Origin of the sequence: Dorea hominis (assembly GCF_014287705.1) — a bacterium.
Taxonomy (GTDB): Bacteria; Bacillota; Clostridia; order Lachnospirales; family Lachnospiraceae; genus Dorea_D; species Dorea_D hominis.
The window spans coordinates 27337-53860 of record NZ_JACOOY010000002.1 but is presented as its reverse complement, the minus strand read 5'-3'; the positions used below and the strand labels follow the sequence as shown (position 1 = coordinate 53860).

Genomic DNA, 26524 nt, shown 5'->3' with positions numbered 1-26524 from the left:
ATACAGAAAGTGTATTTTTCTTAACCCTTTTATTATAAAGCGCGAACGACAGACCGTCAACAATACAGGCAACAAAAAAAGAAAAAGGCACTTACGCAGCGCCTCTTCCTTTTTTTTCACAGGCTTCTTCAAAAGCCTTTAATTTTCTCTTTGCATCTTCGCTCAGATTTTTCGGTACCTGGATTCGAACAGTTATATATTGATCTCCCCGTATATTTTTATCTTTCATAGATACGATTCCTTTGCCTCGAAGTCTGATCTTCGTTCCAGACTGTGTACCCGGTGCGATTTTACACATAACCTTACCGGTCAGCGTCTGCACGATTGTTTCTCCTCCCAGCACAGCTGTTGTAAATGGAATCTGAACAGTACTGTATACGTCTTTTCCTTTACGTTCATATCCCGGTTTCATGCTGACAGTCACTTTCAAGAACAGATCACCGTCTTTTCCACCGCCATATCCCGGACTGCCTTTGCCACGGAGCCGGATGCTCTGTCCGGTATCAATTCCGGCAGGTATCTTCACTTTCAGAGACTTCCGTTCTCCGCTTCCATCTGTCACATGGATCAGTTTTTCACATCCGAAAGCCGCATCCTCAAAGGAAACTGTAATATCCGCCTCCACATCTGCACCATCCTGTTGAAAACTCCTTCCATAATTTCTGTAGGAATTTCCGCCCTGGTTTCCTGTTTGTCTGCCGAAACCTCCAAATGAACTGTGTGCGCCGCCGAAACCATGAAACGCACCACCGAACATCTGCTTTAGGAAATCATCCATATCTCCATTTCCTTCGAAATGATATTCATGAAATGTACCATCCGGTCCTGCATAACGGTAAGTGCCGCCACCAGACGCACTACCATTTCCATAAGCACCGTCAGCTCCCATAGATCCGTCAAATGCTGCATGTCCATACTGGTCATACATTTTTCTTTTTTCTTTATCACTTAATATATTATATGCTTCGGTAGCTTCCTTAAATTTCTCCGCTGCCTGCTCATTTCCTGCATTCGTATCCGGGTGGTACTTTTTCGCCAGTTTACGGTAAGCTTTTTTTATTGTTCCGGTATCTGCGTTACGTGCAACTCCAAGAACATCGTAATAATCTCTTTTCGCCGCCATAAAATCCCTCCCGTTTTTCTTTATTGCTGTTATTTACACCCCACACAGAGTGTATTGTAATCTTGTTTTAACATTTTATGAAAACCATCTATATGAAGATTACCCCGCGGGATCATGCCCGCGAGGTAATACGAATTTTACATTGCAGCTCTGTTGTTATCCCTCAATGCTGATATAATGTTTCTTCTCTTCTACCGGTTTTGCTTCCTCTTTTGGAACGCTGAAGGAAAGAATACCATTCTCATATTTCGGATGGATATCTTCTTCCGTTACATGTTTACCTACATAAAAGCTTCTACTCATGCTTCCTGCATAACGTTCTTTTCTGATGTAAGTTCCATCCTTCTTCTCTTCATCCTTATCCAGTCCTTTAGCTGCACTGACTGTTAAAACTCCTTCTTTCAGTTCCATCTGGATCTCATCTTTCTTAAATCCAGGAAGATCAATATCTACTTCATAACCCTCTTTGGTATCTTTTACATCTGTCTTCATTAAGTTCTTTGCATGTTTACCATAAAGTTCTTTCTCTACATCCGGGAATTTCGGGAATGTAAAATCATTCATAAAATCATCAAATAAGTTTTCTCCAAAAATACTAGGCATCATCATAAGTCATATCTCCTTCCAATACTTTATAAATATTATTAAGCACATATGAAATATTCGTCTGGAATATCTGATGTGTTGTTATCTGGAACATCCAGGATTCCGGATTTCTAAGAAGTTCTTTCTTTTTATCCCTCTTCCTTTGTTCTAGTTGTACTATAACATTTACTATTAGCACTGTCAAGAGGTGAGTGCTAATTATTTTGTGAAGATTTTGTGAACACTACAAGCCATGCAAAATGGTAAAAATAACGCTCTGCAAGACCCAGCACCGTACAACTGCTGATACTACCGGAGCCGATGTTGTAAAAAATGCTTTGGATCAAGCCAATCATTTTGAAGGATCTGCTGAAGAAGCCCAAGTTGCCATGTTCCTGAAACAATTAGGAATCAAATATAGCAAACTCACCAAAGATGAATTTGTCACTTTGATGGGCATCCTTTGTAAATCCGATATGCTGAAATCTTCAGGAAGCAAGCGTGGCAAAGGTAACCGAAAGAAACGATAGCAACATAAAACAGGTCCGGACGCACTGAGGGTAATCAGTGTATCTGAACCTGTCTTTTCTATGGTCTTTCCGATGAATAGCTGGGCCGGCTTTTCATTGAAATTTCTTATGCTTTTTTCGTTGACATTTAATACTGTTCAATGTATCATATAATCAAGAAATGGGTTTGTTACCGTACAGCTATTGCTCAAGCGGGGTGCTCGTTTCTTTTTTTATGTTCACCATGTCATACAAATATAAATTTCCGTCTGCAACATGTCGTATCAACATTTCTATCCTGAATATATTAAACCGTTCAAGATCTCCAGTATCATTGTTATATACTGGAAGTGCAAACCTTATCGTAAATCTATACCAGTCAAACTTTGCATCAACGTTATGCTTTCCTTTAAAGTTTTCCTGCCATCGTTTATTCGTAGCACATTGAAGAAGCATAGGAATTCCCTGGGTAGCATTAGCCTTTGCTTTCGCATTCGCTCCATATAATCTTTTGGTATCTCCAGATCCTTTTAATTCTCCTGGAAAATCTGAACCAATATAGACTTGCTCCGAGGTTTCGACTACTTCATAGCAATCTCCTATGTATTCTTTTAAATACTGCTCAACTTCTTCCCAATTGATATTCCTCTTTCCTTTAAAACGAATATCACTGATTACAACAATTTTCTTTCCATCCAAATCAGTGCCACAATTAATGCCATTAGCGCCATTTTTAGTGTCATTGGCGTTAATTATGGCGTTATTGGTATCAACCTGACCTCGATAAATATTGATACGCAAATCAACTTTACCAGACAAAATAACCGATGCAACGGAAAGCCTGTAAAGCAGCCACTTTCGAGATACACAAGACAGGACAAAAATCGACTTCCATTATCAAGAGTGAGTGTAATTTTTTGAAATTTTTTCAGATGTAACTATCAAAGAAAAGTGTTATGTTATAATTACTTAATATAAATTCCACTTTAATAATCCATAATGAGGAGGAAAATCTATGAAACAAGTTACATTAGGAAAAACAGGTATTACTGTTCCACAGAATGCGTTCGGCGCTTTACCAATCCAGCGCGTCTGTCAGGACTATGCTGTGAAATTGCTGCGCAGAGCCTATGAGGGTGGCATGCGTTTCTTCGACACGGCAAGAGCCTACAGCGACAGTGAGATCAAGGTTGGGGAAGCCTTTGATGGTATGCGAGCCAAGGTATACATTGCCACTAAAACAGCCGCCAAGACACCGGACGATTTCTGGAAAGAGCTGGAAACTTCCTTAAAAAATCTCCGTACAGACTATATTGACATTTATCAGCTCCATTGTGTACCACAGTGTTACCGTCCAGGAGATGGCACTGGAATGTATGAATGCCTACAAAAAGCAAAAGAAGAAGGTACGATCCGCCATATCGGAATTACTGCACATAAGCTGGGTGTAGCAGAAGAAATCGTCGAAAGCGGTCTGTACGAGACTTTGCAGTATCCGTTCAGTTATCTTTCTTCTAAAAGGGAAATCGCACTGGTGAACGCCTGTAAAGAAAAAAATATGGGATTTATCGCTATGAAGGGACTTGCCGGCGGTCTGATCAACCGCTCCGAAGTAGCCATGGCTTATATGACGCAATACGATAATGCGCTTCCAATCTGGGGAATCCAGAAAGAGGACGAACTGGAAGAATGGCTCAGCTACATGGAGCAGACGCCATCCATGACACCGGATCTGGCCGCTTACATTGAAAAAGAGCAGAAAGTATTGACCGGAGAATTCTGCCGCGGCTGTGGATATTGTATGCCATGTCCTGCCGGTATCCAGATCAACAATTGCGCCAGAATGTCTTTGATGCTCCGCCGTGCGCCATCCGAAGCCTGGCTGACACCGGAAATGCAGGAAGAGATGCGCAAAATTGAAAACTGCCTGAACTGCGGACAGTGCAGGAAGAAATGTCCGTATGAATTAAACACACCGGAGCTTCTGAAAAAGAATTATGAAGATTACAAAAAAGTACTTGCCGGAGAAGTAAAAGTACAGTAACCAGCCTCTCCACGCACAAAATCATAACAGTCGTGGTTCTCCCACCAAAACAGGACTGGTCACACTTAGAATGATGTGATCAGTCATTTTTCCTTCATCCGCTCCATATATTCTTCCGGTTCTTCAAATGAACTGTCTTCTCCGGTACAGATCACTCTCAAGTCATCTAGGAGCGCTCTCGCTTCCATCATCCCGCTTTTCTCCAGTTCATTTATAAGCTCTCTGCTTTTTCTGACTACAGCTTCCGATATTCCATCCCACTTCTCGTGGAATCTCCGGTATCTGTAATACAGTTCTTTTTCCTTCATATATTGTCTGAGCATCTGTGCCGCACGCTCCGGACAGCCGTGTACATCCAGATATGCAATCACATTTTTCAAATCCACTGCGTCTTCCAGTGCATCATGACTGACAGAAGAGCCAAGTCCGCATAACAGCTTCAGATTCGCAATGCCTATGCTGTGCATATTCAGCTTTCTGGAATAGATTCCCTCGATATCGCGCATCTGTTCAAGCATCTGACTCACTGTCTTGCGGATGTGTTTGGAAATGCCTGTCCGATAATATTTTAAATCCTGGCTGATCACCTGCTGATCCGGTCCCCATACGCAGATTATTCTGACATTACGTGCGCGCAGTTTTCTTGCCACTTCTTTCATAACCTGTTCATAAGGTGGTGCCTGCAGGAGCTCCTCTTCCGTGATCCCGGTAAGCTCGCGGAATTTATCATGCAGCGGTTCATCATTATAAATATAAGAATGAAACCTCTCTACTTCCTCAAAATTCTCCCGACAGATCACCATACCAAGCGATACCAGTTTTGCCGGTGGACCGCCTTTCTTCTGTGACGTCACATATTCGGAATCCAGAAAAGCAATCCTTCCTTCTTCCAGAAAATCTGCAGCTTTAAAAACTGCTTTTGATTTTTTTCTTTTGATTGTATATTTCTTTCTTGTCTTTCCCAAAGAGCCACCTCTTGTTCATCAACTTATTTTTCGCTCCGGCACTTTTTATGCGTCAAAATCTGCCTCGAACGTACCTTCCGGTGTTTTCATTGTTAAGATTCCGAGATTAAAATCTTCATCCTGAATTGTAATATGATATTCAAAAATTACATCATCCTCAATTTTGGATAATAAAATATACTCTCCGTTTTCTTTTCCTTCAATCTGGTCACAGATATCATCATATACATCTGCTCCGGAAATCTTTCTCGGGTATCCTGCTTCTTTTATCTTTTTTTCAATTACTTCGAATAATTCATTCATCTGTCTGCCTCACTCTCTGATATCATCTGTTTATTAAACTCTTACACCATTTCATTATAATGTGCATAAATGCCATCTTTTTTCAAAAGTTCTTCATGCGTACCGCGTTCTTCAATTCCACTCTCTGCTACAACAAGTATCTCGTCCGCATTCCGTATCGTAGATAACCGATGTGCGATCGTAATGGTTGTGCGGTTTTTCGCCAGCTCTTCCAGGCTCTTCTGGATATGACGTTCACTTTCATTGTCCAATGCACTGGTTGCTTCATCCAGGATCAGGATTGATGGATTCTTCAAAAATACGCGGGCGATCGATATTCTCTGCTTTTGTCCACCGGACAGTCTTGTTCCACGTTCTCCTACAAATGTATCATAATCATCCGGTAATCCCATAATAAAATCATGAATATTCGCCTTTTTTGCTGCACTTTCAATCTCTTTCTGCGAAGCTCCTGGTTTTCCATATGCAATATTTTCCCGGATTGTTCCACAGAATAGATAGACATCCTGCTGCACCAACCCGATCGTCTCACGAAGACTCTCGAGTGTAAGATTTCTGATATCTTTTCCGTCAATCGTTATTTTTCCACCTGTCACATCATAAAATCTCGGAAGTAAAGAACAGATGGTTGTCTTTCCACTTCCGGAAGGTCCGACAAGTGCAATTGATTTTCCTGCCGGAATTTCAAATGACACATGGGAAAGTACCGATGTATCATCATCGCTGTAATGGAAAGAAACATCCTCATAGCAGACATGCCCTGTTACATCTGTAAGTTCTTCTGCTCCCGGCGCATCTACAATTTCCGGCTCTGTATCAATAACATCCAGGAAACGATGAAAACCGGATAAGCCTTTCTGCATCATTTCTGTCAGTTCTACAAGAATCTGGATCGGACTGATGAAGATTCCGATATATAATGCATACATGGCAAGATCAGCAGCTTCCATCTGTCCATGTGCGATCAGCCATCCACCAAATACAAGTGTCACCAGATACATCAATCCCTGGAAAAAGAGATTTCCACTCATAAAACTTCCCATACAGTGATAATTGGCATCTTTGGATTTTAAAAATCCTTCATTGCTTTTCTTGAATTTTTCACATTCAACTGTCTCATTTGCAAAAGACTGCACAACCCGGATTCCCGCAAGTGTATCCTGCAGACTCGCATTCACATCTCCGATCTTTCTCCGGTTATCCATAAAAGTTTCCTGCATTTTACGATTTTGTCCATAAGAGAAAAACAGCATAAATACAACCAGCACCAGCAATGGAATCGCCAGTCTCCAGTTGATCAGGAATAAAAATACAAACGAACCGATGATCTTAATCAGTGAGATAAATAAATTTTCCGGTCCATGATGTGCAAACTCAGATATATCAAACAAATCTGAAACTAATTTGCTCATCATCTGTCCGGAATTGTTCTGATCATAATAAGAAAACGATAATTTTTCATAATGTTCAAATAATTGCTGGCGCATGTCGCGTTCCATTCTCGCTCCCATCATATGTCCCTGATAGCTGACATAATATTTACAGCCCATCTGCACAAGATATACAATCAGCAAAACAATTCCGACCGGTAATAGCGCATGCAGTATTTTCTCCGGTGTTTCGGTAAATAATGTCTTCGTCATTGTACGAAGGATCTGCGGAAATGCCAGATCCACAAGACTTATAACCGCCGCGCATACAAGATCAAGGAAAAATACACCTTTATACGGCGCATAATATTGAATAAATTTCTTTATTGTATACATAAAAATGCCCTCTTTCTATAATGATTCAATATGCCTGATTCATTTTCGGCACTTTTCCTATTATAAATGATTTTCTTTCGTACTTCCACCCTTTTATAACCATTCTCTATGTTACATAACTGTTCTTTCACACATTTTTTCAATAAACTTCTTTTCTTATTGATACTTGTTTCACAAACACTTTAAGTATATACTATAGCATATACTATTCTATATATTATCTGAGGAGGTATCGCTATGATTTCTTTAGAACATTTTGATGAAATTGACATGCGTGTCGGCACAGTTACTGCCGTGTCCCTGAACAAAAGAGCGCGAAAGCCAGCTTATAAAATCACTGTAGACCTCGGTGATGAACTCGGTATTAAAAACAGTTCGGCACAGCTTACAAATTATGAACCGGAAGAACTGATTGGAAAACAGGTTGTCTGTATATGTAATTTTGAACCGATCCGGATCGGTGATGTAAAAAGTGAAATCCGTATTCTCGGAAGTGATACCGACAAAGGATGCATTATATTGACATCCGTCTCACCGGTGAAGAATGGAAGTAAGATTTATTAAATCTGCTAATTTGCAGTTGCTAATTGTTCCGTATAAAAAGAGATTACCTGATGCAGGGTATGTCACCTCAACAGGTAGTCTCTTTCTGTTATAGCTTCAAAAATCAGGTTTTCTGATTTGTCATGTATTCATGTTATTCCTGTGCATCCAGTAATTTTCTCATACTCTGATTTGCAAAGCAAATATCTTCTTTCCAACTGTCCTGCCCTACATCCCAGAGTTCCGTTACATAACGGCGCACGCCCAGTTTCCATGCCGTTTTAATGACTCTCTCAAATTTCACGTGTCCGGTCAGGAATGGAACTTCGCGGAAAATTCCCGGTTTTGTTTCTTTCAAATGCAGTGCGATCAGTCTTCCTTCACCAAGCAACAGATCTTCACACACATCATGCTTATATAAAACCGCTGCATTCGTAATATTACCAGCATCCGGATAGATTTTCAGATACGGAGAATTGACACGGTCTACATAATGAACAGCCTTTCCGACTGTATTCATAAATTCATTTTCCATTGTCTCAAATCCAAGAAGCACGCCTTCTCTCTCTGCCACTTCTGCCATAATACGGATATTTTCAAGGAAATACCGTTTCGTCTCTACTGTAGATTCTCCAAAATAAATATCATATCCCGGAATCATCACTGTACGTATGCCAATTGCTGCTGCAAATTCAATTGATTTAACTGCAATCTCCATGCCACGGTTACGGATCTCCGGATCCGGATCTCCTACTGCGTATTTTGTCAATGCACTGACACTCATAGACTGGATTGGGACTCCCGTCTCAAACATCGCATCTACGATTTCTTTACGCTCCTGTTCACTCATATACACACGGCTGATACGCTTCTCTGAAGCATCAATGCTGATCTCCATGTAATCATATCCACAGTCTTTTGTACATTCAAGCATTTCCTTCCAGGAAAGTGTACTTCTCATTGCTTTTTCATACAAGCCTATCTTATACTTCTTCACACTGCCACCTCTCTCATTTTCTTTGTTACATCTGTTGTCGTTCCTGTAAATAGCCTGCTTTTATTATCCCACATTTTTTTCAGATACGCAATCTTCACAGCATCTTTTATTCTCGGATCATCCGTCTGATCCACAAGCATGCCCCCGTTAAAACCAAAATTAGAGCCTTATCCGATATAAGTTTCCGGATAGGCTCCATTTTCTTCAAAAACAGATACTATGATTTCTTTGCGTATCCAAGTGATTCGTTCTCATAGTCTCCGCGTTCCTTTTTCTTCTGAACATATATATCCCATACACCAGCTTCGTCTTCAATGCCAACTGTCGCAGGATCAAATAAAGGATCTAATCCAAGCTTAATCTGTGTCTCATAATCCTTTACAATCTTCAGTACTTTCGGTGTCAGAAGCAGAACACTGAATGTATTTACCCATAACATACAGCCGACTCCGATATCACCCATTGGCCAGATGGTATCTCCGTCAATCAAGATTCCAAACAGGCAGAAAATTAAAAATAAAATCCTGACTACAGTTACAATCATCCTGTTCTCTCCAAAGAGATATTTGCATGTTGATTCTAACTGATAAGAATAAGACAACATGGTTGTAAAAATAAAGATAAACAACATCACTGCAAGCAGCATTGCTCCTGCTTTTCCAATTGTATCGGACATCGCTTCCTGCATGAATGCGATTCCGTACTGTACTCCCGGCGCGTGTTCAATCAGAAGTGCTGCGCTCTTACCACCGTCTGCTGAGACATTATAAGTTCCTGCCATCAATACAGAAATTCCGGTACAGGTACATACAAGCAATGTGTCAATATATACAGATAATCCCTGCACAAGTCCCTGCTTTACCGGATGTGAGGTGTCTGTTGTAGCTGATATTAACGGGCTCATACCATTACCGGCATCATTGGAGAAGAATCCACGTTTAATTCCCCATGCAACTGCGGAACCTACGATTCCGCCAAATACAGCATCCTTACCAAATGCACTTGTAAAAATAGATCCAAATACACTCGGTACTTTCTGGATGTTCATTACGATGATCAGAATCGTGATCAGGAAATAAATACCGCACATGATCGGTGCCAGAAATTCTGCAACCTGTCCGATTCGTTTGATACCGCCCATGATGACGATACCGACGATCACTGTCATTGCAAGTCCGACTACAATAAACGGAAGTCCAAACGCTCCGTTTACTGCTGTAGCTGCTGTCTGTGTCTGCATCGCCGGAAGTAAAAATCCCGGTCCGATAAATACCGCAATACAAAACAGTACAGCAAGTACCTTTCCGAAATATTTATTCTTCATTCCTCTGGACATGTAGAATGCCGGACCTCCGGTCAGCTCTCCCAGATTTCTTGTCTTATAAGCCTGTCCGAGCATACACTCTACCATTCCGGTAGATGCTCCTAAGATCGCTGTGATCCACATCCAGAACAATGCTCCCGGACCACCCATGAAGATCGCTGTCGCTGTTCCGGCAATATTACCGGTTCCGACACGTCCTCCGACCGTCGTCGCAAATGCCTGAAATGGTGACAGACCTGTATCTTTGTCATTGTGGCCTTCTTCGAGCAGGCAGTGAACCATATCTTTTAATCGTCTCACCTGCATGCCGCGAAGTCTTACTGTGAACCAAAGTGCAGCAACCATCAGGAACACACACATAACCGGTGCCCATATGATGTCGTTGACCATGTTCATAACTTTTACAAATACTTCCATTTTCCCTTTTCCCTTAAATATTTTGCCAATGCATTTATGTTACCATAAGACATCCTGCGTTTCAAATATTTTTCGGCATAATCCCACATAAAAAAGAAGAAGTTCTCACACATGATATGGTAGAACTTCTTTGTTAATTTTCTATCTATCGTATAAATACTCTTTTCGCAATCACTACAACGAGAAACCACAGTACTTCTAGCAGTACGATTGTTCCTCCCGGTTTCACTCCCACATAGTAAGATAAAAATAATCCTGTAATTGTCGTGACCACTGCAACGATCACTCCACACACCAGCGTCATGCGGTAACTCTTTGCCATCTGCATCCCACAGGCAACCGGAACTACCAGCATGGAGGACACGATCAGTGTTCCGACCGTTCTGGATGCTGCCGATACCGTTAGCGCTGTCAGAATCGTGAAAATAAAGTTCACTTGTCTGACCGGAACGCCGGAGATTCTTGCCGCATTTTCGTCAAATCCAATATAGAAAAGTTCTCTGGAAAAGATGCCAAGCACAAGCAGGACTGCCACACTGATGATACATACTGCGAGCATTTCTCCCCTGCTGATCGACACAATACTTCCAAATAAAAAGCTATTAAAGTTCGCACTGTCTTCCACAAAACCGGAAAGCACACCTGCCAGCCCGATTCCCGCCGACATAATGATCGCAATTGCCATCTCCGAGTAACGCGGTATTTTTTTTCGAATAGCTTCAATTCCAAATGCCGCAACAATGCAAAGCGCCCCCGCACCAAGTACCGGATTGATTCCAAGTAAAAGTCCAAGTGCTACACCTGCCAGTGACGAATGTGACAGTGCATCACCCACCATGGACAGTCGCTTTAATACAATCGTAATTCCGATACACGGCGTGATCACTGCAAGAAGAAGCCCTACTACAAAAGCTCGCTGCATAAATCCATACTGTAAAATCTCCATTACTCTGTAATGCCTCCTTCATCTGCTTTAAAATGTCTGTTTACTCCACAGAATAATTTTGTGTTTCCATGTGTTACCATCAAAATCGTAAGTCCTTCTTCGTTCTTTTTCTGTAACACTTTCGCAAGTGCTTCCAGTGAAACAGAGTCTACGCCGACGGTTGGCTCATCCAGTATGAGAAGTCCCGGATCTGCTGCCAGAACTCTTGCCAGCATGACACGCTGCTGCTGTCCACCGGAAAGCTCACCGATTCTTCGTTTCAGGAAACTTTCCATTCCAAGTTCTGTCAGCGCCACTGTAATCTTTTGTCTGCACTCTTTTCTGCTCAGCCGCTTCTTGAAAGGGCGGTAAAGACCTGTCATCATCACTTCCTCTACGGTTGCCGGGAAGTCTTTGTTTCCACTGATACTGTTCTGTGGCACATAACCAATCTTAAGTTCTTTAAAATCCGCTTTCCCAATTTTTTTTCCAAAAATCTCCACAGTTCCCTGATCCGGTTCCAATTCTCCTAAAAGGAGCTTTAAGAATGTACTTTTTCCACTTCCGTTTTCTCCGGTCAGGATTGCATAATCACCACTGTTCAGACATATATTTACATTTTCCAATATAGGTACATCCCCGGTATAATGAAAAGAAACATCCTTCATCTGTATAACTTCCATTTTGCCACCTGCTTTCTGCATGTTTGCCCTCACTGTCTTTTCCCAAAATGCTTTCTTATTTTTCTTAATTATCGAGAGCTTTCTTAAGTGTCCTGAGATTCTCTTCCATCACAGAAAAATAATCTGCACCCGCTTTCTGATCTTCATCGCTCATTCCTTCGAGTGTATCCAACACTGCCGTCTTCGCACCGATTTCTTTTGCGATCGTCTCTGCCACTTTCGGGCTTACCAGTTCCTCAAAGAAAATCGTACCTACATCATGTTTCTTTGCAAACTGGATGATTTCTTTCATTCTTGCCGCATCCGGCTCCGAATCTGACTGAATTCCTTCAATACCAATCTGCTTCAGATCATAAGCGCGGCACAGATATCCAAATGCTTCATGCGCAGTGATCACTTCTTTTCTCTTAATCTGACCGAGTGTTCTTTTATACCGTTCATCCAGTTTTTCACATTTTTCGGCATTTTTTTTGTAATTTTCCTCATAAACAGTTCTGTGTTTTGGATCTGCTTTTATCAGTGCATCTTTGATATTTTCCATTTCCTTTTTTGCATTGAGCGGTGCAAGCCAGACATGCGGATCACTGCCTGTAAGCTTAACTCCCTTACTTGCTTCTGCGACAACAAGCTCTTTGTTATCCAATGTATTTAAAATTGTATCCGTCCAGTGTTCCATCTCTGCGCCGTTATATACAAACACATCTGCATCTTCCAGACTGGCTACATCTCTTGCGCCCGGTTCCCATTCATGTGGTTCTGTTCCTGCCGGAACAAGGTCCTTCACTTCCACCTGATCTCCGCCTATTTTTTTTGCAAGATCATACATCATATAAAAACTCGCCACAACCTGTACTTTTCCATTTGCTTTTTTACGCTCCATGCTGCTTTCCTTTCCACATCCGGTTACAAGCATGGAAATTGCCAACAAAAAAAGCACCACTGTGCTGAAACGATAACGGAATGTCTTCTTCATCCTAATCATCCTCCAAAAATGCAACTCATTTGCATTTAACACAATAATGCTTTTTCAGTTATTTGTCAATATCTTCTTCGATATTTGCAACTCATTTGCTTATTTATCTTCCATTTTTTTCTCGCAGTCACCGCAGATCCCATGCAGCAGATCTCCTTCACACAATAGACGGAACTTATGATCTTCTTTTAGATGGTTGCGGAACTCATCCATAAACTCACAGTCCAGATGCAGGATTCTTCCGCATTTGACACATTTCAGATGCAAATGCTGTACACAATGCCCCATCTCTCCGGAATACTGATAAACTGCTCTTTCTGATCCGGCATCCGCATACTTGATGATTACATGTTCTGCCAGAAGTTTATCCAGATAACGGTAAATCGTTGTCGTATTCGCCTTTATCTCTTTTTCTTCCAGATGCTTCTTAATATCGGAAGCACTGACCGTTACTGACCAGTTCTGTTTCAGATATTCCAGAATCTCCGTTCTCGTTTTTGTTATATATGTTTTTCGCTCTGCCATTGCTTTCGCCTCTTTGTTATTTATTTTTCTTTGCTGCTTTTCTTGCTTTTTTCAGTGCTTTCGTCGCAAGCCATTCTGAACGTCTGAACTCTTTTAATCGTCCAAACTGCTCCTTATAAAGTCTTGGCTGCATCTTCGGGAATGCACGCAGCATACGTGTTGTCATTCTAGGGCTGCGTTTCTGCAATTCCAGATACATACCACGAAGCTCCTCTTTTCTCGCTTCTGTCTGTTCTTTTATGCGCTCCTGGCGTTCCATGCCTTCCATGACACTTTTGTAAATGTCGCTGCCAATCTGATCAGAGATCCGGTGAAACTCTGCGGCAATCTCCTCCATTTTCTCCAGACGTTTATTAAATTTCAGGATTGCAGCTACCGTTACTGAAATATCAACAAAAATACTGATACCAAATGCAACGTCCTCACCGATTGTCAGCCACTTCGGTACAAGCAGTACCAGTTTACAGATCAGCGGATGGACGATCTTTACAACAAATACACACGCTGCACCCCATGCCGCCGAAAAAGGAATACACACATAGCCATTCAGATTAAATGGAACTTCCGAGTAATCCCACCATTTGTGATGAAATAATTTGTCCAGCGCAAATCCGGTCAGCCACTCCAGTGTCGTTGTAAGCACAATCGACAGTAAATATAATAATCCAAGTTGATGCGCGTACGGATCTAAAAGCTGTACAACGATCACAACACCGACTCCATAGATTGGACAGATCGGACCGTTCAAAAACCCACGGTTTACGAATTTCCGTTCCTTGACTGCGGCATAGGCAACCTCTGTACACCAACCGAGAAAGCCGTAAATAAAAAAGTATAAAATAATATTCTGTATTTCCATATTCATCTCTTTTCTTCTATAATTTTTATTCTACTGCCAGCTTACCGGTCATTTTAAAACTGAAACAATCCGTCATTTTTCTGCTCCAGTACTTTAATTCCGTTCAGAAACAGCCGGCAGATAGGTGTTGCCACGCCAAGTTCTTCTCCCATGCGTACCATCTCGCCTGCAAACATCTCAATCTCTGTCTTCTTTCCTGCTTCTATATCCTGAAGCGTAGACGGCTTATTCTGCGGCGGGATTCTTTTGATCGTTTCATACTGGTCGTCTAACTGCTCCTGGGTAATGATAATTCCTTTTGCTTTTGCAACTGCACGGACTTCTTCCATTGCTTCTACGCGGATAGCACTTGCTTCTTTGCTTTTTACATAAGCGCCAAACGGAATACCAAGAAGTGCACAGGTCAGATTCTCACCAACATTACACATATATTTAAACCACAGCCCGTTCAACATATCCTTCCGGATCACATATGGAATATCACAACGTTCTAATACTTCTTTTATTGCTTCTACTCTCCCGGACAATGTCTCATTTATTTTTTCCCCAAAATATATCTTTCCCCAGTACGGATCAAAATCTGCTTTTCCATCCTTCATTACAATCGACATCCGCATATAAGAATACAGTACATGCTCCCATCCATATGCTGCCGCTACCTGCTCCTCACTGTTCACACCGTTCATAACGCATAAGATCTGTGTATCCGGTCCGACAAATTTCTCAATATCTTTAATTGCCTGTGCAAGTCCCAGATCCTTTGTTGCCATAATGATCAGATCTGTCGGTGTTCCATCTTCCGGAGTACAGATTGGAAAATGATAGTTTACACCATTGACTGTCACGCCTTTTGTCTGTAGTCTTTCTTTTCTTTCCCCTTCTGCGATCACGCAGAAATTCTCTCTTCCAAGATGTTCCTCCATACGTGGCGCGAAAAAAACGCCCATCGCTCCCAGTCCGATCAGTGCTGCATTTTTTATATCCATCTTTTTTCCTCCTGTCTGTATTCATAAGCTGTCATGTGCTATAGATTCCATACAAATTGTTCCGCACTTCGTACTTCCACAATTCTCTCCGATCATTCGCATATCATTTTTATCATAGCAAAATCCGGAATAAATTTCCACACCTACAATATAAAAAGAATCAAGGCTGTTACACCTTGATTCTCCATGCTGCATCATCGCTGATCGCGATTCTCACCTGATTCGTTCCGATGATCAATCCTCCGATAAACTTCTGTATAATGTGGATATCCACACCTTCTTTTATCTGGTACTGTGCCATTAGATCCAGCACTTCCGGTACTCCGAACATCCATTTAATCGTGTAGTCTTCTCCTACGTTCGCCTCTGCAAGTGCCTGCATACTATCACCTCTTTTTTTCATTGTATGAGCGCACATGCCTGTTAGTCAATCGTAACATTTTTTATTTCATATTTTTCTCCATATCCCGCATCTCTGCAAGTGCCTGGCCACCCATCAGATACAAAATTCCAATATTGAAAATGGTCATAAGTCCAATACCGACATCCCCCAGATCCCAGACAAATGTGTATGTCGCGATTCCTCCGATGAAAAGCATTACCAGTGCCAGCACTTTGTATGCTGTCTGGGAAAACCAGTTATCTCCAAACAGATAAGCAACATTACTTCTCGCATAGAAAAGGATTCCCAAGAATGTTGAAAAGCTGAACAGAAACAGCGTGACCGCAATAAATATAACTCCGGCTTCCCCGAAATGATACCGCATAGCTGCCTGTAAAAGCTCCATTCCTTCTTTTCCTGCCAGCATTTTCTCCGGTGCAAGCAGCATGATCATTGCTGTACAACTACAGATCACGATCGTATCAATAAATACACCTAAAGCCTGTACAAGTCCGGCTTTTCCCGGTCGCTCACATTCAGCAGCTGCGGCTGCACAAGGTGCTGAACCGGAACCTGCTTCATTAGAGAACAGTCCTCTCTTCACTCCGTTCATGATCACGGCTCCAAAGCCACCTGCAGCTGCCTGTCTGAAGCCAAATGCTTCTTTGAAAATTCTGGAAAATACACCCGGCAGGCTCGGAATGTGTGTCATGATCAGAAAAACGGTGATTGCAAAATAAAACACTGCCATAATTGGTACAATTACATCCAGAACTTTCACGGTCGCATTCTTTCTTAACACAATAAATGCTGCCAGAATAACCAGAACGATCGTAGTATATAAAGGTGGAATAGAAAATGCATTTTCAAATGAAGATGCTACCGAATTGCTGATCACCTGGCTGATTCCGCACCAGCAGATCAGTCCGGATATTGCAAATAAAACGGCAATCAGTACATGCTTTTTCTTCGTTCCCTGTCTATCTTCTATATAGTGATGTATATAATAAGCCGGACCGCCCCGGTAACCACCGTACAGAGGGTCCTTCTCCTTGTAAAGCTGTGCCAGTGTTGCTTCTATAAATGCCGTAGATGAGCCGATCACTGCCGTTATCCACATCCAGAACACAGCCCCGGCTCCTCCTGCTGAGATTGCTGCTACCACGCCGACCAGGTTACCCATGCCTACCCGTGTTGCCGTAGACACGATCAATGTCTGAAATGTAGAAAGGCTGCTCTCTTCTTTCTTTTTCTCAAGAAGTGCCTTCACCATCTCCGAAAATAACCGGACAGGCAACACTCTTGTCCTTATTGTAAAATAAATTCCTACCGGTATCAGCAAGATAATAAGCAGGGATATTCCTACAGAGCCACCGCCAGGAAGTGGTATCTGCAGGAAATCTCCCCATAAAAATCTGTAAATTGTTTCAATAATTGTAATGATCATTTCCCCGGTCCTTTCCATAACGTAAACATACTAAAAATTATTTTACCACAGACCGGAACTTATTACTATATTTACTTACATCTGTTTTCTTACAACCATATATTCATCACCATTGCGGTAGTACGGACACTGGTAATGCTGGTCGGAAATAAGACGCATATATTCGTCTTCATCCATATTAATATCGCATACATAGCTCTCATAATCTTCATCATATGTGAAATAAGTGCAGCTCTCGCAGCTTCCTTTTGTCTGTTTGCTTGCCATCGTTTTTCCTCTTAATGTAAAATGATGTTAAAGTTAAAAGATGCCATACGAATTGTTCCGTACTACGTACTCCCACAATTCTACCCAATATTCGCATATCGTGAAGCTTACGCTCCACTTTTATGCTCATATCGGGGGGGGCGGGTCACTAAGCCATAAAACCACTCACGTGCAAGCACATCGTGGCTTCAGGCTTTTGACCCTGGCATCATATCCTCTATCATTTTGTAGGAAGATACGGAAAATGTCAAGCCGTATACCGAAGTGCTTCCACCGGTTTTTTCTTAGCTGCCTTATTTGCCGGATACAATCCGAAGATTACACCGATCGCTACAGAAAAAAGCACGGCGATCCACAGTTTTCCTTATTCTTTCCCGGTAAAATATCCCGGATCATCTTCCTGATCGGTATGTGCATAAGACGAATCAGTAAAATGTTCCTGATACTTTGTTCCATTACCGCCGGTCAGTTTTCCATCACCTGTAAACATATCTGCATCTTCTTTCACTTCTGTCAGATAAAAATTCGCACGCTTTTTCTTCCAGATGGCATACAGATTATATTTACATTCTTCTGGATTGTCTGCATGCATCCGTTCTTCATCTTTGTACATTACTTCGCCACGCTTTTCTTTGCTCCATCCCAGAAATAAATATCCTCTTCTTACATATTGATTGGCAGGAAGCTTTCCTGAATCCAGGTATTCCAGCCGGAATACATCCATCGTTCCACTGCCTCCGTTTGCATGAAACCAATAGCTGAACTCTTCCGGTTTCCACACTGCGTTGATGCTAAGATTACTTTTTACACAGCTCATTTCCTCCCCGGATCTATCCCATCCTTCAAAACGATATCCTGTTTTTTTCGGTTCCAATGGTTTACCGACACTTTCTCCTCTTGAAACTTCTTTCTTTATTTCCTCTGTCTGCCAATTTGTACATCCCGGCGCACGAAATGTAACCTGATACTTAGGACGCTCCAGTGTAATTCCTGCAGTTGCTCCTTCATAACGCGTTCCGGAATATGTCTTTAATCCGGTCTGCGCTGCATTTACCTGCAGGTAAACAGTTACGATTGTCACTTCATCTGTGCATTTCTCTTTCGCAAGCTTCTTCGTTCCGGCAGCATCTGTATAATAGAGACATCTGCCATCCGGGCAGTTCTTTGTGACAGACTGCCCGGCAATCTGGCTATGTGCAGGGATTGTAAACGTCATCGGAATATTAAATATGTAATAATATCCCTGATTTGCATCCTTACCGGTACTGACCTGCGTCACTGCCGTAAATTCTCCATTCACATATTTTCCAATACGGAAATTATACCGGTTCACTGCATTTCCTGATCCATCTGCTACTTTCAGACTTACATTCCATTTCGTAGACTTTGCACGCAGTTCTTCTATCGTCGGGGCAGTCGTTCTGGATAGTGTCAGCTTTCCGATTGCTGTCTGCACTCCCGGATTTTTATCTTCCGGTGAGAGAAAAGGCATATTTATTCCGTCCAGTCTGATCTCCATGCTACCAGATTTATATGCTGACTCTGCCGCAAATACATTCCATAGAACCATTCCGGCTGTTGCCAGTACAAGAATGCTCATTGTCAGTATAACGGCAATTCTTTTTCCGGTACAAAGAGACTGTCTATCCTTTTCCTGCATATTTACCTTTCCTCCTTTTTCTTCCTGCATACATTCCCATACTCATACATGCCATCCCTGCGAGCAATAATCCATATCCAATGTGCGCACCTGTCTCCGGAAGTTCTAAAACAGCGCTGTTACTTATCTGGTAAGAAAGATCATAATAATAACAGGAATCCCGAAAAACGACTGCTTTCTCTACATCGGCTCCTTCTTTCTCTGCTTCTTCCTTTGGCAGCACAAGTGGGATTGTTACAGAAATTGGTTTTGTCAGTTTACTTTTTCCATAAACTGTCTGCAATTCTTTTATCTCATATTGTCCGGTTTTAAGCCCGGAAAATGCCAGTTTCCCATCCTTTCCTGATGTGGACACAGCAACCTGCTTTCCATTAGCATCATAGATTCCAAACAAAACTCCAGCAAGCGCATTTCCATGCTCATCTGTTTTCCTAATCTGGATCTTTCCGGTTCTTGCACGATTTTCAAATACAGCATGTCCTTCCAGCGTTCTTCTCCCCTGTGACTGTCCGTCACGTCCGATCCGCCAGGTTATCTCCTGGTTTGTTTCATCAATCTTCACACCTTCGTCTGTACAGCTTATCTGTGACAGCCGGTAATAAGGATCTGTCTGCTCTTCCCGCACCGTATAGGTTCCCGGCTGCAGATCTGTAAACTCCAGAGATTTGGTAATATATCCATCCGTTTCTTCCAACAGATACCTGACTTCTTCTTTTGTAAAAGAAAGGATTCCCTGTTGGTTGATTTCCTCGCCCAAAAGCGTTTTTCCATGAAGTGTAAATGAAAACTCCGGTCTCCATTTTTCCCAGTCAATCTCATCTTTTTTAATTTTCTTGAAGATTATAATTTTCCCTTTCTCCGGAACATGCTGGTTCGTAATTGTCGTTTTCAGAAAACTTCTGTTCTCTTCCTCTGTCTCTTCTTCCGTATAAAGCGGTAAATATCCTGTCTCCTTGTTTCCGTCAATAAGTTCTGTCTGTTCTTCCCGGAATTCATAAACATAAGCTCTTCCTTTCTCATCTTCTGCCGGAAGATCCTCAAAGCTTTTTTCATCTTTCCAGTTATTTTCCTCCTGCAAAATTGTTTCCCGGTACGGAATACCATTTTGATACAGATACACTTTTACCTTATCCGGACGAATTCCATCCAGATTGTCTTCATCTTCCCACTTCTTCTCTACCTGCAGATTGCATCGCCGGTCCTTAATTTTATTTGTCACCGTCCAGACTCCTTTCTTCTCATCTGTAATTATCCCATCAGATTCATATCCTTCCGGTACTTCTTCACACAACTCCCACTCTTTCATCTCTGCAACCAGAATGTCTGTTTCCAGCCTCCAGTCATTTTCTTTCGATAATGTATATGTCTTTTCTATTCCGTCTTTTTTTGCAGAAATAAGAATCTCCGAAGGGCGTTTCCCTGCCGCATTACGATTATCATCCCATATCTTCACAAGTTCCGCATGTTCAAGTTTCCGGTTGCTGACTGTTACTGTCCTGCTGTTTTCTTTCGGTTCTCCATCAAAACTCCAACTGTTCTTCGTTCCTTTTTCAATCTTGTACCCCGGTGCACTTCTTATTTCTCTTACTTCATATAATCCATCTGCGCCAGAACTGTAAAGATCCGATGGAAGTCCGGAAAACATTACTTTCGAACTTGTTCCTTCTCCTGTACTTTCTGACTGTGCTTCCATAATTCGTTCACCTTTCCGGAAGAGAATTTCTCCGTCCGCATTCCGGATCTCTCTGCCTGCATACATACCAAACAGAGCTCCTTCTACCGGATTTCCACTTTCATCTTCTTTTCCAATTTCAATTGTCTGCGTCAGGAGTGCATCTTCTGCTTCCAACCGGAAATCAACATCTTTCACTTCCTGCCTGTCTGCATCTATTACATCTACAACCTGTACGATTGTCTCTGCTTTCGGATAATCTGCAAGACTTCCTTTTGTAAATACAAATCCAACCGTCTCTTTTCCTTCTTTTTCTGCTTTCTGTGGCAAAATCTGTACTTCTTCGTCCGAAGGATATACTTCTTTCCTGGAACCGTCACTATACACAAGCTGAAAATTAAAATCTTCCGTTTTATAAACACTTCCTACTGTAAAATCATATTTCGGACTTACGTCCGCCTTCACTGGAACCGGCGAGCCTTCTGTCTCCTCATTTTCGATTCTTGTATTGGCATAGATTTTTTCCAGACTCGTACAATTTCGAAACATATTTTTTACATATTTCATGTTTTTTGTATAAAATCTTGTCAGATCCAGTTCTTTTAATTTTGTACATCTGCTGAACATATCATTTGCATTGATCACACTGGAAGTCTCTATAGCATCAAAATAAATCTTCTCCAACATAACCAGTTGTCTGAACACCGCAGAACTGTCTGCGTTCAGAATGACATCCTGTTCTTCCGTCTGCGTGGAAATCATGCAATTCTGATCTTCCATCCACATCACAACACTTCCATCCTCCAATGAAGATACATCTTTATATGACGCTCCTTCCGGTGCTTTTTCATTTGTAAATGTTATTGTGTCAAGCTTATCTTCCACGCTGTGGAGTATTCTTCGGAATTCTCTTCCGGACTTTAAAATATAACGTCCCTTGCTCGCTTCCGGGTATGTAACAGGCAGTGACTCATCCGTATTGTTATCCGGTACATCCGGCGATGTGACTTCATTCTCCTTTTTGGCATTTTCATCCCATGTCAGACGGACTTCATATATCTCTTCGTCTTTTCGATAGCCATATGGTGCTTCCAGCTCCCGTACTTCATATATTCCAAGTGGAAATAATTCTGTCTTTGTTCCATCTGCCTGTTTGCGTGTGAATTTTATGTTACCGGATTCATCTGTCCTCTTCTTATCGATCAATGTTCCTGTCTTCCACAATACCGAATCATCATCCAGGCAGATATCTTCCTTTGCATACAATCCATAGACAGCTCCTGCCACCTGCCCAGTTCTGTATTGGAACTGCCCCTGTGAAAATCCATGTAACCGGTCACCCATCTTCGTCATCTGGATCTTCCCGCGAACCGGGACATCTTGATCTTCCATTTTCATAATTCCATCCGGCGCATCTTTGAATGTAATTGTAAATTCTTTCTTCTGACTGCATTTATAGCCATCAGGTGATACAATTTCTTTCAGTGTGTAATGTCCGTAAGGCAGACGACACATCCCGGCTCCCTGCTTTTCTGTCTCCTCCCCCTGTCCGGTTGTAAATCTGGCAACCGTTTCTCCTTTCTCATCCAGCACAAGATAAGTTGCATCATTTAAAAGCTTTCCGGTCTCTGCCGAACGCTTTGTTAATTCAAAAGAAATCAAATTTTCTTCATTTATTATAGTAATTACTTCCGTTTTTCCTTTTTGCTCTTTCCCAAGGATGACTTTCCTGTCTTCGCTGAATCTGTGCGTTGACACTCCTTCTATCTGATGAATCATATATGTTCCAAATGCAAGTTTTCCGCTTACTGCTTCCCCTTTTTCGTCTGTCGTAAGTGTCTCCACTGCTTTTCCCTGCTCGTTCCGAATCTCAAACCTGGCTCCTGCTTCCGGCTGTGTCACAGTTTCTGTCTTTGACGGACGATCTGTAACCATCATTTTCTTTATGTGAATAAACGCATAATCCTCAAATACATCTTTTGCTTTGAATGTATAGACGAGATGACCGTCTTCTTCTACCGGTGTTTCTTTGGACGAATCAAAGATTTCCGCAAAGGAATAACCTTCTGCTCCTTTTGTCTGTCTTACAAAGAATGATTCGCCAGAGGAAAGCATATCCAGTAAAGCACAGGCTTCTCCTTTTTCATCTGTTACAAGTGTCTGCATCTTCTCTTTTTTCTCATTCAATACTTCAAACTCCGCTCCTGCTTCCAGTGTCTCTTTGCCATCCTTTTCCTTGGTTTTTCGTATCCGTATCTTTTGCGCAGTACTCTCATTTTCCAGATAATAAGATAATAAGCGCTCTTCTCCTGACTTTATCGTCACTTTAAAATCCGGAATCTTTTTATAATTTTCCGCACCTTTACTCTGATGTATCGTATAAATTCCCGGCTCCATCTTCTGGCTGTATGCTGTTCCGTTCTCATCAGTAACAAGACTCTCTACCTTTTTCCCGGATGCGTCCAGGATTTCAAATTCAGCACCTTTTTCTGCTTCACATTCGTTAATTCCTGTCTCAGCATCAAATAATTTCTTTACTTTTGAAATTGCAATACCTGCATATGCTGGCATGTCATGCCCTTTTATCTCATAGATTTTCTGATTTCTTGTAACCGCAACTGTCTGCGGTGCCAGAAAACTGTATCCTCCAATTCCCTGTATCTGTTCCAGACGATAATGTCCATAAGGAAGCCATCCCGATTCTGCCTTTCCTTCTAAATCTGTAAGCAGAGTCTCAACCTTTCTTCCCTGACTGTCATACAGTACAAACGCTGCCCCTTCTTCCGGCATACTGTCTGTACCATCCTGTCTGCCACATGTTTTATGTATGCGAATCTTTCCTCTGATCATAGCATCCTGTACAGTAATTTTCTGATCTTCAGTCCGTAAATCCACCGAATAAGCAGTGTCATCCAACAAGAATCCTCTCGGAGCTTCTTTTTCTCTTAAATAATATTTCCCCGGGCGAAGTCCTCCTGCATTCGCCTGCCCCTTCTGGTTTGTGCAAAGTTCCGTCACTTCTTCTCCCGGTACATAGAGCACCCGCTTGTTATCACTGTCCATTATTTCTGTTTCCGCATACAGACCATAAATTGCATCTGCCAGGGATGTCTCCGCACTCTCTTCTTTTTCTGCACTGATCTTTTCAAGCTTAAGTTCTCTGTCTTCCGGATAATTCCACAATTGTACTTTTAGATCTTTCTCCGTCTGTTCTGTGAGCATCACTCCGTCTGCATCGGAAATCCTGTGACCGAAAGGCGCTTTTATCTCTTTTATATTCCATAAGTGGAACTTACTCTGCAAAGAAGACAGTTCCGCTTGAACTTTTTTATTTATCTCTCTTTTTGCTGCCTTTTCTGCCAGACTTTTATTCTGATAATAGCCATTTTCTGTCGCCTCTGATTTCTTCTTTTTATCCAGATCATCCCAGTTTGACACATATTTTTTTGACACCGTGTATGTCTTCGTCTTCAACAGCCGCTCATAAATATACTGCGCTTTCCCATCTGCATCCGTTATCACATCCACAATCGCTTTTCCGTCACAGCTTAACTGAAAAACAGCTCCTTCCAGTGCTCTTTCTGTACGAATGTCTCTCTTGTCGATCCGAAGTGATACTTTCTGGGATGACTCACCGGCACCTTTTCTTTCTACATTCTTTATGACCGGTTTTGGATTCGTCACAATTTTAAAAACAGCGATCGGCTGATGAGTGTTTCCATACCTCTCCAGTTTGTAAGTTTTCTCTGTGATCGTATAATCTCCCAGTATATTCTTTGCTTCCGTATAGAGCTGATCATATAGAATGATCTGTTTCGATGCACCAAAATCCGGAACCTGACTGATCAGCTTTACCGTCTTTCCTTCCGTCCGGTTGTAGGATGCATGCTGCATATACCAGCTGAATCCCTGGGCGAGCATCTGTCTTTTGCTTTTCGGAAGTTTCATCAGTTTACTGCTCCCGGTAATCCCACGAAGTGTGACTTTTCCTGAAAGCAGATATTCTTGTGCGATACCGATATATTTATATTTCTCATATCCGTTTTTCCGTTCATACATCCAGCTTGTGCGGCTGTCTTTTGTCACATCGAATTCTTTCGCAGGACCAACCGGTGTATCCTGCTCCGCATAGACACACTGCCCCAGTTCGCCATCCATATAATGAAGCAGCACACAGGCATTTTCCCTTATATACTGTAACCCTTTTCCGGTATTGAACTTTGCATTACTTTTCCACTGATAAGTCACAATGTGACTGCTCGTATCTATTTTCTTTGACAAGCTGTGTCTGGCAGCCTTTGCAGACATTCCCCATATTCCGGTCAGCAATAATATAAGCAGAATTATTCCGCAGATTTTCCGGAAATACTGCTCTACCCGTACATCCTGCGTTTTCTGTATCTTCCTGCATTCTGTCATGCTCCTGTCTCCTTCTTTTCTTCGCTTTCTGACTGAATATACCAGGTAACGGAATTTTCCATTCCCCCGATATGGATGACAGGTCAGAAGCGTAAGCATATCTTTCTCTTTTTTTATTTTCTGTGTTTCTTCCAGCCGGATGATATCCATATCCTGCACTCTATATTCCAGTTTCTGCTCAGGTGTCCGCACATAAATTACATCACCATACTCCAGCTTTTCAATATCCCGGAAATAAGGCTTTCCCCGGTATCCCCGGTGCGCTGCAATGATACAATTCTGCCCTTTTTCCTCTGGAAGTCCACTTTCTTTTAAAATAGCAGCTCCCCACGCAAGATGTTCTTCTGTCTCATTTCTATAAAGTGGCAGCGTCACATTCATTTTCGGGATCTGAATATATCCGTATTCTTCCTGCCTGCTTCCTGTTACACTCCTTCGTCTGCTTTTATGTTCACGCTCATACGTTTTTACAAATGCCTGTACTTTTATCTCCTGCAGATCTGTTGCCACATCCGGATAAAAATACAGACATATTCCAAGTAACCACAAAACAATTCCCGCAAGCTTTGTCTTTTTCATCACTCAGATGTCCACTTTCTTTTTAAAATTCCAACGCACACAACCATCGACGCTGCGATCAGCAAAGTTTTCCGATACTCCTTTTGCCATCTGGTCTTCCTTTTCTTATGCTTTTCTTCTCTGTATGCTTCCTTCCGGTAAGAAATACGATGTCCTCTGACCAGTAATCTGTGACTGTTCACTCCATACGGCGTGCAGGTTAAAAGCGTCACCAGATCTTGCTCTCCCTGCACATACAGTTTCTTCGTATCATCGGGACGTACAACAGAAATATCGTCCACTTCATATGCCAGGATTTTTCCCAGCACATGAATATAAAACTGATCTTTTTTTCTGACCTCTTCCAAATCTGTAAATAATTTTGCTTTATCCAGTCCTGTATGCCCGGTAAGTACTGCATGAGTTCCTTTACCGCCAACCGGAACACTTGTCGCACCGAGGTGCCCGATCCCTTTTTCCAGCACCTCACCGTCCGTTCCATGATATACCGGAAGATATATACGGATTCCCGGAATATCCACATATGCCATTACTTCACTTCCGGGGATATGTAATATTTCCCGGTAATCCT

24 protein-coding genes are annotated in these 26524 nt (G+C 41.9%); 3 read left to right on the top strand and 21 right to left on the bottom strand.

The window, feature by feature from the left end; translation table 11 throughout:
• Positions 1-91: 91 nt before the first annotated feature.
• Positions 92-1123: a DnaJ C-terminal domain-containing protein gene (locus H8S07_RS01725; RefSeq protein WP_186855311.1), complete on the bottom strand. Its 1032-nt coding sequence runs from the start codon at positions 1121-1123 to the stop codon at positions 92-94.
• 156 nt (positions 1124-1279) lie between these two features.
• Entirely contained in the window at positions 1280-1732 is a 453-nt protein-coding gene (locus H8S07_RS01720) for an Hsp20/alpha crystallin family protein (RefSeq protein WP_021861412.1), read from the bottom strand.
• 236 nt (positions 1733-1968) lie between these two features.
• Between H8S07_RS01720 and H8S07_RS01715 the strand changes: the two genes are divergently transcribed.
• The gene (locus tag H8S07_RS01715) at positions 1969-2238 is read left to right on the top strand and encodes a hypothetical protein (RefSeq protein ID WP_186855310.1); all 270 of its coding nucleotides are present in this window, start codon (positions 1969-1971) and stop codon (positions 2236-2238) included.
• A 180-nt stretch (positions 2239-2418) separates the two neighbouring features.
• Here the strand turns inward: H8S07_RS01715 and H8S07_RS01710 are convergent, their stop codons facing one another.
• The gene (locus H8S07_RS01710; RefSeq protein WP_243175945.1) at positions 2419-3018 is read right to left on the bottom strand and encodes a hypothetical protein; all 600 of its coding nucleotides are present in this window, start codon (positions 3016-3018) and stop codon (positions 2419-2421) included.
• Between the two features lie 214 nt (positions 3019-3232).
• On the opposite strand from H8S07_RS01710, the gene H8S07_RS01705 reads away from it, so the two are divergent.
• Positions 3233-4261, top strand: coding sequence for an aldo/keto reductase (locus H8S07_RS01705; protein ID WP_186855309.1), 1029 nt, complete (start codon positions 3233-3235; stop codon positions 4259-4261).
• Between the two features lie 83 nt (positions 4262-4344).
• Here H8S07_RS01705 and H8S07_RS01700 read toward each other — a convergent pair whose 3' ends face one another.
• From H8S07_RS01700 to H8S07_RS01690, 3 genes are read right to left on the bottom strand one after another with little or no spacing between them, the layout of a single operon-like run.
• Positions 4345-5226, bottom strand: a complete 882-nt coding sequence (locus tag H8S07_RS01700) for an exonuclease domain-containing protein (RefSeq protein ID WP_118288454.1) — start codon at positions 5224-5226, stop codon at positions 4345-4347.
• 45 nt (positions 5227-5271) lie between these two features.
• Complete coding sequence (locus H8S07_RS01695; RefSeq protein WP_021861417.1) at positions 5272-5529, bottom strand: hypothetical protein; 258 nt, start codon at positions 5527-5529, stop codon at positions 5272-5274.
• Positions 5530-5570: 41 nt separating this feature from the next.
• Positions 5571-7295, bottom strand: coding sequence for an ABC transporter ATP-binding protein (locus H8S07_RS01690; RefSeq protein WP_186855308.1), 1725 nt, complete (start codon positions 7293-7295; stop codon positions 5571-5573).
• Positions 7296-7532: 237 nt separating this feature from the next.
• Here H8S07_RS01690 and H8S07_RS01685 point away from each other — a divergent pair, with 237 nt between their 5' ends.
• Complete coding sequence (locus tag H8S07_RS01685; protein ID WP_021861419.1) at positions 7533-7859, top strand: tRNA-binding protein; 327 nt, start codon at positions 7533-7535, stop codon at positions 7857-7859.
• Positions 7860-7992: 133 nt separating this feature from the next.
• Here H8S07_RS01685 and H8S07_RS01680 read toward each other — a convergent pair whose 3' ends face one another.
• The 15 genes from H8S07_RS01680 to H8S07_RS14345 form a co-directional block, all read right to left on the bottom strand.
• The gene (locus H8S07_RS01680) at positions 7993-8835 is read right to left on the bottom strand and encodes an L-ribulose-5-phosphate 3-epimerase (protein ID WP_186855307.1); all 843 of its coding nucleotides are present in this window, start codon (positions 8833-8835) and stop codon (positions 7993-7995) included.
• Positions 8832-8969: a hypothetical protein gene (locus tag H8S07_RS01675; RefSeq protein WP_158549892.1), complete on the bottom strand. Its 138-nt coding sequence runs from the start codon at positions 8967-8969 to the stop codon at positions 8832-8834. The genes H8S07_RS01680 and H8S07_RS01675 overlap by 4 nt, the downstream gene beginning before the upstream one ends.
• 83 nt (positions 8970-9052) lie before the next feature.
• Positions 9053-10576: an alanine/glycine:cation symporter family protein gene (locus H8S07_RS01670; protein ID WP_186855306.1), complete on the bottom strand. Its 1524-nt coding sequence runs from the start codon at positions 10574-10576 to the stop codon at positions 9053-9055.
• A gap of 145 nt (positions 10577-10721) precedes the next feature.
• A complete protein-coding gene (locus tag H8S07_RS01665) occupies positions 10722-11522 on the bottom strand; it encodes a metal ABC transporter permease (protein WP_021861422.1) in 801 nt (266 codons plus the stop codon).
• Complete coding sequence (locus H8S07_RS01660) at positions 11522-12205, bottom strand: metal ABC transporter ATP-binding protein (protein ID WP_186855305.1); 684 nt, start codon at positions 12203-12205, stop codon at positions 11522-11524. Before H8S07_RS01660 ends, H8S07_RS01665 begins: the two co-directional genes overlap by 1 nt.
• Before the next feature lie 43 nt (positions 12206-12248).
• Positions 12249-13097 (bottom strand): metal ABC transporter substrate-binding protein, encoded by an 849-nt coding sequence (locus tag H8S07_RS01655; protein ID WP_334299405.1) that lies wholly within the window; start codon positions 13095-13097, stop codon positions 12249-12251.
• Positions 13098-13256: 159 nt separating this feature from the next.
• A complete protein-coding gene (locus tag H8S07_RS01650; RefSeq protein WP_186855303.1) occupies positions 13257-13682 on the bottom strand; it encodes a Fur family transcriptional regulator in 426 nt (141 codons plus the stop codon).
• A gap of 16 nt (positions 13683-13698) precedes the next feature.
• Entirely contained in the window at positions 13699-14541 is an 843-nt protein-coding gene (locus tag H8S07_RS01645; protein ID WP_186855302.1) for a putative ABC transporter permease, read from the bottom strand.
• Between the two features lie 53 nt (positions 14542-14594).
• On the bottom strand, positions 14595-15527 hold the full coding sequence (locus H8S07_RS01640) for a ketopantoate reductase family protein (protein ID WP_117537386.1): 933 nt from the start codon (positions 15525-15527) through the stop codon (positions 14595-14597).
• Between the two features lie 169 nt (positions 15528-15696).
• Positions 15697-15909 carry a FeoA domain-containing protein gene (locus H8S07_RS01635; RefSeq protein WP_021861427.1) on the bottom strand — a complete coding sequence of 71 codons (213 nt, stop codon included), beginning with the start codon at positions 15907-15909 and terminating at the stop codon, positions 15697-15699.
• 61 nt (positions 15910-15970) lie between these two features.
• Complete coding sequence (locus H8S07_RS01630) at positions 15971-17356, bottom strand: alanine/glycine:cation symporter family protein (protein ID WP_186855301.1); 1386 nt, start codon at positions 17354-17356, stop codon at positions 15971-15973.
• Positions 17357-17431: 75 nt separating this feature from the next.
• Positions 17432-17623 (bottom strand): DUF6472 family protein, encoded by a 192-nt coding sequence (locus tag H8S07_RS01625; protein ID WP_021861429.1) that lies wholly within the window; start codon positions 17621-17623, stop codon positions 17432-17434.
• Between the two features lie 364 nt (positions 17624-17987).
• On the bottom strand, positions 17988-19283 hold the full coding sequence (locus H8S07_RS01620; RefSeq protein ID WP_186855300.1) for an InlB B-repeat-containing protein: 1296 nt from the start codon (positions 19281-19283) through the stop codon (positions 17988-17990).
• Positions 19267-25953, bottom strand: a complete 6687-nt coding sequence (locus tag H8S07_RS01615) for a sortase (protein WP_243175949.1) — start codon at positions 25951-25953, stop codon at positions 19267-19269. Before H8S07_RS01615 ends, H8S07_RS01620 begins: the two co-directional genes overlap by 17 nt.
• Complete coding sequence (locus H8S07_RS14345; RefSeq protein ID WP_330598494.1) at positions 25953-26510, bottom strand: class C sortase; 558 nt, start codon at positions 26508-26510, stop codon at positions 25953-25955. The genes H8S07_RS01615 and H8S07_RS14345 overlap by 1 nt, the downstream gene beginning before the upstream one ends.
• Positions 26511-26524: the final 14 nt, after the last annotated feature.

Excerpts from the sequence above, each read along its gene's own strand:
- H8S07_RS01635 (WP_021861427.1), bottom strand. The coding sequence starts at position 15,909 with ATGCAGGCACTTGCAGAGGCGAACGTAGGAGAAGACTACACGATTAAA.
- H8S07_RS01695 (WP_021861417.1), bottom strand. The coding sequence starts at position 5,529 with ATGAATGAATTATTCGAAGTAATTGAAAAAAAGATAAAAGAAGCAGGA.
- H8S07_RS01630 (WP_186855301.1), bottom strand. The coding sequence starts at position 17,356 with ATGATCATTACAATTATTGAAACAATTTACAGATTTTTATGGGGAGAT.
- H8S07_RS01615 (WP_243175949.1), bottom strand. The coding sequence starts at position 25,953 with ATGAAAAAGACAAAGCTTGCGGGAATTGTTTTGTGGTTACTTGGAATA.
- H8S07_RS01705 (WP_186855309.1), top strand. The coding sequence starts at position 3,233 with ATGAAACAAGTTACATTAGGAAAAACAGGTATTACTGTTCCACAGAAT.
- H8S07_RS01725 (WP_186855311.1), bottom strand. The coding sequence starts at position 1,123 with ATGGCGGCGAAAAGAGATTATTACGATGTTCTTGGAGTTGCACGTAAC.
- H8S07_RS01690 (WP_186855308.1), bottom strand. The coding sequence starts at position 7,295 with ATGTATACAATAAAGAAATTTATTCAATATTATGCGCCGTATAAAGGT.
- H8S07_RS01650 (WP_186855303.1), bottom strand. The coding sequence starts at position 13,682 with ATGGCAGAGCGAAAAACATATATAACAAAAACGAGAACGGAGATTCTG.
- H8S07_RS01625 (WP_021861429.1), bottom strand. The coding sequence starts at position 17,623 with ATGGCAAGCAAACAGACAAAAGGAAGCTGCGAGAGCTGCACTTATTTC.
- H8S07_RS01665 (WP_021861422.1), bottom strand. The coding sequence starts at position 11,522 with ATGGAGATTTTACAGTATGGATTTATGCAGCGAGCTTTTGTAGTAGGG.
- H8S07_RS01620 (WP_186855300.1), bottom strand. The coding sequence starts at position 19,283 with ATGCAGGAAAAGGATAGACAGTCTCTTTGTACCGGAAAAAGAATTGCC.
- H8S07_RS01645 (WP_186855302.1), bottom strand. The coding sequence starts at position 14,541 with ATGGAAATACAGAATATTATTTTATACTTTTTTATTTACGGCTTTCTC.
- H8S07_RS01660 (WP_186855305.1), bottom strand. The coding sequence starts at position 12,205 with ATGCAGAAAGCAGGTGGCAAAATGGAAGTTATACAGATGAAGGATGTT.
- H8S07_RS01720 (WP_021861412.1), bottom strand. The coding sequence starts at position 1,732 with ATGATGATGCCTAGTATTTTTGGAGAAAACTTATTTGATGATTTTATG.
- H8S07_RS01685 (WP_021861419.1), top strand. The coding sequence starts at position 7,533 with ATGATTTCTTTAGAACATTTTGATGAAATTGACATGCGTGTCGGCACA.
- H8S07_RS01640 (WP_117537386.1), bottom strand. The coding sequence starts at position 15,527 with ATGGATATAAAAAATGCAGCACTGATCGGACTGGGAGCGATGGGCGTT.
- H8S07_RS01670 (WP_186855306.1), bottom strand. The coding sequence starts at position 10,576 with ATGGAAGTATTTGTAAAAGTTATGAACATGGTCAACGACATCATATGG.
- H8S07_RS01655 (WP_334299405.1), bottom strand. The coding sequence starts at position 13,097 with ATGCTTGTAACCGGATGTGGAAAGGAAAGCAGCATGGAGCGTAAAAAA.
- H8S07_RS01715 (WP_186855310.1), top strand. The coding sequence starts at position 1,969 with ATGGTAAAAATAACGCTCTGCAAGACCCAGCACCGTACAACTGCTGAT.